The following is a 6,673-nucleotide window of genomic DNA, read 5'->3' as shown; positions in this document are numbered from 1 at the left end:
CGGGCCCTGCGGTCGTGTCGCCCCCCCCCGCCCGGCGAGTCGGGGTGGCGCCCACCCGCGCGTCCCGTACGACTGGTGTCGCCCTGCGGCACCGGTGCCCGGCGCGCTGCTCCCCGCCGACCGCGCGCACGAGGTCGTCGGCACCGACCGCGAGCGGCCCGTCGAGTCCCTGGCCGAGATCGGCCGCGCGACCGGCACCGACGACTTCGCCCGCCTCGTCCTGCGCAACCGGGGCCGAACCAGCACGCGCGGCGGCGTCCGCAAGGCCGAGGCAGCGCTGCGCTGCGCCGAGATCCTCGCTGCACAGGGCGTGCACCGCTTCGCCCACGTGTCCGCCCTGCTCGCCGACCCCGTCCGGGTGGCGCGCGTCGAGGGCGAGCTCCAGCTCGTGCCGGGCCACGGCGCGGGCGTGCGCCTGTCGTACCTGTGGATGCTCACCGGCGCCGAGGACCGGCCACAGCGCCCTGGAGCTGGACCACGCGGTGTGGCGGCACGAGTCGAACCGGTCACGCGCTCCCCGCACACCGACCCGGTAGCCCCCAGCCTCGGCGCCCCCGCGCGGCGCGTCCACGACCGGCGCCGCCCCGATTCCCGCCCCTCGCCTCGCGTCCCGCCGCCGCGTGCTCGCCCCGCATACACTTTTGCCCATGACGCAAGACGAGGGCGAGCTGGACAGCCTGGTGCGCAAGCGCGTCCGCGCCCTGCGCCTGGCCCAGGGCTGGTCGCTGGACGACCTGGCCACCCGCGCCAGGCTCAGCCCCTCCACGCTCAGCCGCATCGAGAACGGGCAGCGCAGGCTCGCGCTCGACCAGCTCGTCACGCTCGCCAAGGCGCTCGACACCTCGCTCGACCAGCTGGTCGAGACCGCCGCCGAGGACGTCGTGACCAGCCCGGTGCACGACCCGTCCCACCAGGCGCTGCGCTGGGCGCTCCGCGCCGACCCCGGCATGTCCGTCATCCGCCAGCGCCTGGTCGACCCGCCGCCGGACAGCCCGTCGCGGCTGCGCGCGCACCCCGGCCGGGAGTGGCTGGTCGTGCTCTCCGGCACCGCCGTCCTGCTGCTCGGCAACCGCACCTACCGCGTCGAGACCAACCAGGCCGCCGAGTTCCCGACCATGCTCCCGCACGCGCTCGGCGCGCTCGGCGGACCGGCCGACATCCTCGGCATCTTCGACCGCGACGCCCGCCGCAGCCACCAGTCCGGCCAGGAGTGAACCACCCGTCCCGGTGAACCGCGCTTGCGCTTCCGGCAGCCCGGCGCACCACCTCCTTGCCAAATCGGCAATCAGTCGTGCGTCAGACGCATGAAGCTCCTACCGTGGCCACCATGACCCACACCGCTCACCAGCACACCGCCGCAGGCCACGGCCACGGGCACGGGCACGCCCACGGGCACGGGCACGACGCCGCGAACACCCAGATCGAGATCCTGGACCTGGACGCCGAGGTGCTGGCCGACCAGATCGCCTCCATCGTCGACGCGCTGCCCGTCCCCACGCCCCCCACCACCATCGTCGGCCTCGGCGCGGGCACCGGCGCGGGCGCGCTCGCCCTGCTCCGCCGCTTCCCGGACGCCCAGGTCACCGCCGTCGACACCGCGCCCGCCCACCTGCGCCGCCTCGTGGAGAAAGCGGACGCGGCCGGTGTCGCCGATCGAGTCCACCCGGTCGAGGCAGACCTCAACGCGCAGTGGCCACCCCTCGGCGCCCCGGAGCTGGTCTGGGCCTCCGCCTCCCTGCACCACGTCGACGACCCGGCGCGCGTCCTGCGCCTGGTCCACGGCCTGCTCGCCCCCGGCGGCCTGTTCGCCCTGGTCGAGCTTGCCGACTTCCCCCGCTTCCTCCCGGCGGGCGCCCCGGCCGAGAGCCCCGGACTGGAAGATCGCTGCCACGCGGCCACGCCCCGGCACGAGGGCCACGCCGACCACCGCGGCACCGACTGGACCCCTCACCTGATCGAGGCGGGCTTCACGATCGAGGCTCACCGCGCCGTCACCATCACCCTCGCGCCACCCCTCCCGGACGCGGTGGGCCGCTACGCTCTCAACGCCCTGCGGGGCCTGCGCCACAGGGCCGCCGACGCGTTGGCGCCCGAGGACCTGGCCGTCCTCGACCGCCTGATCGACCCCGACGACCCGCGCGGCGTCCTGCGCAGGCCGGACCTCACCGTGCGCACCGAACGCGTCGTCTGGGCGGCCCGCAAGCCCTGACCCGAGCGGTTCTGTCGTACCCCCGTGCTTGGCTGTGCCGCGTGACCGACGACACCGACTGGTCGACCCTGGAGCACGCCTACGGCAGGGCCGACGACATCCCGCCGATGCTGGAGAAGCTGGCCACCGACCCGGACGCGGACACCTGGTCGGAGCTCTGGGGCTCGATCTACCACCAGGGCAGCACCTACTCCGCCAGCGTCGCCGCCCTCCCGCACCTCGCGCGCATCGCCGAGCTGCGCCCCGACGCGGCGCTGGACGCCGTCGTGCTCGCGGGCCGCATCAGCGCCGCCGAGTGGCCCGACGTGGAGGACGAGCACCCGAGGGCCCTGGAGTCCCTGCGCGCCACCGCCACCGCCCAGCTCGCCGCCGGGGGCCCGGACGACGACTTCGCGGTCGCCCTCCAGGCCCTCCTCGGCCTCGGCCGCGCCCCGGAGTGGGGCGAGGACGCGTTCGACGGCGTCATCGGGGGCGGCTGCTGCGTGGCGTGCCCGTCCTGCGGGACCGACCTGGACGTCCGATTCCCGTCCAGCACCGGTACTGGCTGGGAGGGCGTGGACACCGTGCCGGAGCCCGCGACCGAGTTCGACGGCGTCGCGGCCTGGTTGCGCGGCGAGGCGCTGCGGGCCGGAAGAGCGGGGGTGGCCGCGACGCTCGCCGAGCTGTTCGGCACGATTGCCTGCGACGAGTGCGGTGAGCGCTTCGCCCTGGCAGCGGCGCTGACCGGGTTGGAGGGCGACGAGGAAGAGGACTGACGCGGGATGAGCGACGCGGTGCCGGTGCTGCTGGAGCGGCTGGAGACCGACCCCGACCCGGAGACCTGGGCGAGCCTGTGGGACGAGCTGTACCACGGCGCGGCCGACCCGGCGGCGGGCGCCCTGGCCCTGCCGCGCCTGCTGCGGGTGGCCGAGTTCCAGCCGACGGAGGCGATCGACGCCGTCGTCCTCGCGGGCAGGCTGAGCGCCGCCGCGTGGCCCGCCCCGAAGGAGTCCCAGGCCGAGGTGCTCCAGGCCCTGCGCGACCACGCGAAGGCCCAGCTCGCCGAGGCGGGCACCGACATCGACACGGCCTACCTGATCGCGGCCCTGCTGGGTCTGGGCCAGGCCCCGGAGTGGGGCGAGCTGTTCGACGGCGTCGAGCTCGGCGGCTACGAGCTGACCTGCCCGGAGTGCGCCCGCCACCTGACCGTCCGCCTGCCGTCCACGGGCACGGAGGACTGGCTGTCGGCCGACACCAACGCCGAGCCCGCGCCGGAGGAGGAGCTCACCGGCACGGCGGAGTGGGCGTACCGGACGGCCGTCGAGTCGGGCAGCGCGGCCGTGGCGGGCGCGGTGCGCGAGCTGTTCGGCGAGGCGACCTGCCCGCACTGCGCGACCCTGTTCGTCCCGGCGGAGCGGGTGCTCGCCCAGGGCTGACCGCCCCGGCCCCGGCCGCGCCACCGTGCGGCCGGGTCCGACCGGCTAGGACCCCTGGAACGCCAGCAGTTCGGCCGTCACGAACTCCGGGTTCTCCTCCACCAGCCAGTGCCCACCGGGGTCGGCACGTCGAGCGGCGGCGCGGACTCGGTGGCCCGCACGTCCGCGCCGAGCGAGCGGTACAGCTCGAACCCGCCCGACAGCGCCCCCGGTTCGCGGTAGGTGCGCGCGACTCGTCGATCTCGGCCTCGCTGAACGGGGACGTGGTCGCGTCGCCGCCGAAGGCCGTGCCGTTGAACGAGACCTGCGGGGAGAACAGCGGCAGGTCCAGGTAGCCCAGGCGCGCGGTGTCCTGCGGGAACTGCGCGGCGTACTGGAACGCCCCCGCCGCGCCCAGGTCGTGGCCGACCGCGGCGGCGTCGCGCACGCCGAGCCGGTCGGCGACCAGGGTGTGCGCGTAGCGGGCCAGGGTCGCCTTGTCGTAGCCGGACGGGGCGCCGGTGCTGTCGCCCAGGCCCGGCAGGTCGATCGCGTGGACGGTGTGGTGCTCGGCCAGTTCGGGCATGACCTCCCACCAGCCGTACCAGGTCTGCGACCACCCGTGCAGCAGCACCACGGGCGAGCCGCTGCCGCCGGTCACGCAGTGCATCCGCACGCCGTCCACGTCGGCGAACCCGTGGCGGAACCTCCCGGCGAACCAGGGGTCCTCGCGCGTGATCGCCTCGTGGGCCGGGACCTCGGGCCCGGCTTCGGGGCCTGCGGGCCCCGTGCCCGTGCAGGCGGCGGCGCCCAGCGCGAGCAGGGCCGCCAGCGCGGTCACCAGGCGGTGTCGGGTGTTCGTCTGAGCCTGTTCCCCTTCGAGTGCTCGGGTTTCAGCGCCCGGTCGCGCCGTCGACCAGCTCGCGGAGGACGTCCGCGTGCCCCGCGTGCCGACCGGTCTCCTCGATCAGGTGGACCAGCGCCCAGCGGGCCGTCGGCGCGTCGGGGTGGGGGAGCGGGGCGCCCAGGTCGTCGACCGCGTCGAGCACGGCGTTCGCGCGCTCGACCGCGTCCCGGTAGCGGGCCAGGACGTCGGCGACGGTGTCGGTCGGCGCGGCCCGGAACGTCGACGGCCAGTGGATCCCGCGCTCTCCCAGGAAGGTCGCGCGCTCCACGTGCGCCAGGTGGTTGACCAGCCCGAGCAGGTTCGTGCCGGACGGGACGCCCGCCGCGCGCACCTGGGGTTCGGGCGCGCCGTCGAGCTTGGCGGCGGCGCGGGACCGCAGGTAGTCCAGGAATCCGCGCAGCACCTGGGCTTCGGAGTTCCCGGTCCGGGGCGGCGGGGTGTCGTGGTGGGGCATGTCGCTCCTTCGTGGACGGTGTCAGCGGGTGCGGCGGATCAGCAGGACGTGGTCGACCACCTCGGCGCGCTGCCCGCCCGGACCGGTCGCGACCCTGGTCGGCGACTCGCACCGCTCCACCGCCCACCTGGCCGCGTCCAGCGCCAGCTCCTCGGCGACCTCGTGCGGCGGCGGGTTGTCGTCGTCGCGGCCCCACGACCAGGGCGCGGCCGAGCCGTGGTCCACGACCAGCAGGCGGCCACCGGGGCGCAGCGCCCGCGCGGCGGCGCGCAGGACCGGTGCGCGATCCAGGTCGAACGGGGTGTGCAGGTAGTGGGCGCAGACCAGGTCGAACCGGCCGGTCGGGAACGACCCGGCCAGGTCGTGCCGCTCGGCGACGACCCGGTCGGCCACGCCGCGCTCCCGCGCCAGCGCGGTCAGGTGCTCGACGGCGGTGGCCGAGATGTCGGTGGCGCGCACCCGCCAGCCCTTCCCCGCCAGCCACAGCGCGTCGCCACCGCCGCCGCACCCCAGGTCCAGCGCGTCACCGGGGACCAGCGCCCCGGCGACCTCGGTGAGGCGGGCGTTCGGCGCGGGCGCGGACGGCGGGCGGTTCGCGTGGACGCCGTCCCAGAACTCGGTCGCGGTGCTCATCGGGGCTCCTCTCCCATCGGTGCGGCCAGTCTCACCGGCACCACCCCGAACTGGCACGGAAACTTGCCGTTTTGGCAAGATGGCGGGGTGGACCGGGAACTGGACGGGGTGCTCGACGCGGTCGGCCCCAGGCTGCGGGCGCTGCGGCGCGATCGCGGCGTCACGCTGGCGGAGCTGTCGCTGCGCACCGGGGTGTCGGAGAGCACGCTGTCCCGGCTGGAGGGCGGGCAGCGGCGGGCCACGCTGGAGCTCCTGCTGCTGCTGGCGCGCGCCCACGACGTGCCGCTGGACGACCTGGTGGGCGCGCCGCGCACCGGCGACCCGCGCATCCACCTCAAGCCGATCACGCGGTTCGGCATGACGTTCGTGCCGCTGTCGCGGCGACCGGGCGGGGTGCACGCCTTCAAGATGGTCATCCCCGCCGAGCCCGAGCCCCCGGAGCCCGCGCCGAAGACGCACGAGGGGCTGGAGTGGCTGTACGTGCTCAGCGGCCGGTTGCGGCTCGTGGTCGGCGACCGCGACCTGGTGCTGCCGCCCGGTGAGGCGGCCGAGTTCGACACCTCGCTGCCGCACTGGCTGGGCACCGCCGACGGGGGAGCGGTGGAGCTGCTGATCCTGTTCGGGCTGCACGGCGTGCGCTCGCACGTGCGCCCCGAGTCGAACCGGGCCGGGAACGACGAGGGGCCCTGACCCACGACGGGATCAGGGCCCCGGCGACCGCCGGTCAGCCCCGCCCGGCGCGCACGGCGGCCACGACGCCACCGTCCACCAGCAGGTCCGCGCCGGTGACGAACGAGGAACCGGGCCCGAGCAGGAACGCGGCGGCCTCGGCGACGTCGCTCGCCGTGCCGACCCGCCCGGTGCCCGACGCGGCCACCATCGCCCGCATCCGCTCGCCGCTCGCGCTCGCCAGCTCCCGCCGCCCCATGGGGGTGGCGATGACGCCGGGGCTGATCGAGTTGACCCGCGCGCCGCGCTCGCCCCCCGCGCGTGAGGCGGCCCGGACCTGGAAGTGGGTGGCGCGCTTGGCGAGCCCGTACGCGCCACCGGGGTTCAGCGTCGCCGGGGCCAGCTCG

The 6,673-nt window shown here is 76.0% G+C and carries 9 protein-coding genes; 4 read left to right on the top strand and 5 right to left on the bottom strand.

Annotated features, from left to right (window positions below; translation table 11 throughout):
- The coding region (locus ACTUAL_RS04265) for a hypothetical protein (RefSeq protein WP_440899339.1) at positions 1-400 on the bottom strand (400 nt) is incomplete at its 3' end.
- Positions 401-647: 247 nt separating this feature from the next.
- Here ACTUAL_RS04265 and ACTUAL_RS04260 point away from each other — a divergent pair.
- The 3 genes from ACTUAL_RS04260 to ACTUAL_RS04250 all read left to right on the top strand — a co-directional run bounded on the left by ACTUAL_RS04260 (position 648) and on the right by ACTUAL_RS04250 (position 2,964).
- The gene (locus ACTUAL_RS04260) at positions 648-1,214 is read left to right on the top strand and encodes a helix-turn-helix domain-containing protein (RefSeq protein WP_440899338.1); all 567 of its coding nucleotides are present in this window, start codon (positions 648-650) and stop codon (positions 1,212-1,214) included.
- A gap of 113 nt (positions 1,215-1,327) precedes the next feature.
- Positions 1,328-2,209: a class I SAM-dependent methyltransferase gene (locus ACTUAL_RS04255; RefSeq protein WP_440899337.1), complete on the top strand. Its 882-nt coding sequence runs from the start codon at positions 1,328-1,330 to the stop codon at positions 2,207-2,209.
- A gap of 41 nt (positions 2,210-2,250) precedes the next feature.
- A complete protein-coding gene (locus tag ACTUAL_RS04250; RefSeq protein ID WP_440899336.1) occupies positions 2,251-2,964 on the top strand; it encodes a hypothetical protein in 714 nt (237 codons plus the stop codon).
- A 508-nt stretch (positions 2,965-3,472) separates the two neighbouring features.
- On the opposite strand, the gene ACTUAL_RS04245 is transcribed toward ACTUAL_RS04250, so the two are convergent.
- From ACTUAL_RS04245 to ACTUAL_RS04235, 3 genes are read right to left on the bottom strand one after another with little or no spacing between them, the layout of a single operon-like run.
- Complete coding sequence (locus ACTUAL_RS04245) at positions 3,473-4,444, bottom strand: alpha/beta fold hydrolase (RefSeq protein ID WP_440899335.1); 972 nt, start codon at positions 4,442-4,444, stop codon at positions 3,473-3,475.
- 52 nt (positions 4,445-4,496) lie between these two features.
- Complete coding sequence (locus tag ACTUAL_RS04240; protein ID WP_440899334.1) at positions 4,497-4,964, bottom strand: DinB family protein; 468 nt, start codon at positions 4,962-4,964, stop codon at positions 4,497-4,499.
- 21 nt (positions 4,965-4,985) lie between these two features.
- Positions 4,986-5,597 carry an SAM-dependent methyltransferase gene (locus ACTUAL_RS04235; protein ID WP_440899333.1) on the bottom strand — a complete coding sequence of 204 codons (612 nt, stop codon included), beginning with the start codon at positions 5,595-5,597 and terminating at the stop codon, positions 4,986-4,988.
- Between the two features lie 87 nt (positions 5,598-5,684).
- Here ACTUAL_RS04235 and ACTUAL_RS04230 point away from each other — a divergent pair, with 87 nt between their 5' ends.
- Positions 5,685-6,287, top strand: coding sequence for a helix-turn-helix domain-containing protein (locus ACTUAL_RS04230; RefSeq protein ID WP_096493615.1), 603 nt, complete (start codon positions 5,685-5,687; stop codon positions 6,285-6,287).
- Positions 6,288-6,321: 34 nt separating this feature from the next.
- On the opposite strand, the gene ACTUAL_RS04225 is transcribed toward ACTUAL_RS04230, so the two are convergent.
- Positions 6,322-6,673, bottom strand: a 352-nt coding sequence (locus tag ACTUAL_RS04225) for an SDR family oxidoreductase (RefSeq protein WP_440899332.1), incomplete at its 5' end; no start/stop codon positions are given.

The sequence above is a fragment of the Actinosynnema sp. genome (genome assembly GCF_052038725.1).
This window is presented reverse-complemented; position numbering and strand designations above follow the sequence as displayed.

Bases quoted from the DNA above. Each gene is read 5' to 3' on its own strand.
- ACTUAL_RS04255 (WP_440899337.1), top strand. From the start codon at position 1,328: ATGACCCACACCGCTCACCAGCACACCGCCGCAGGCCACGGCCACGGG.
- ACTUAL_RS04240 (WP_440899334.1), bottom strand. From the start codon at position 4,964: ATGCCCCACCACGACACCCCGCCGCCCCGGACCGGGAACTCCGAAGCC.
- ACTUAL_RS04235 (WP_440899333.1), bottom strand. From the start codon at position 5,597: ATGAGCACCGCGACCGAGTTCTGGGACGGCGTCCACGCGAACCGCCCG.
- ACTUAL_RS04260 (WP_440899338.1), top strand. From the start codon at position 648: ATGACGCAAGACGAGGGCGAGCTGGACAGCCTGGTGCGCAAGCGCGTC.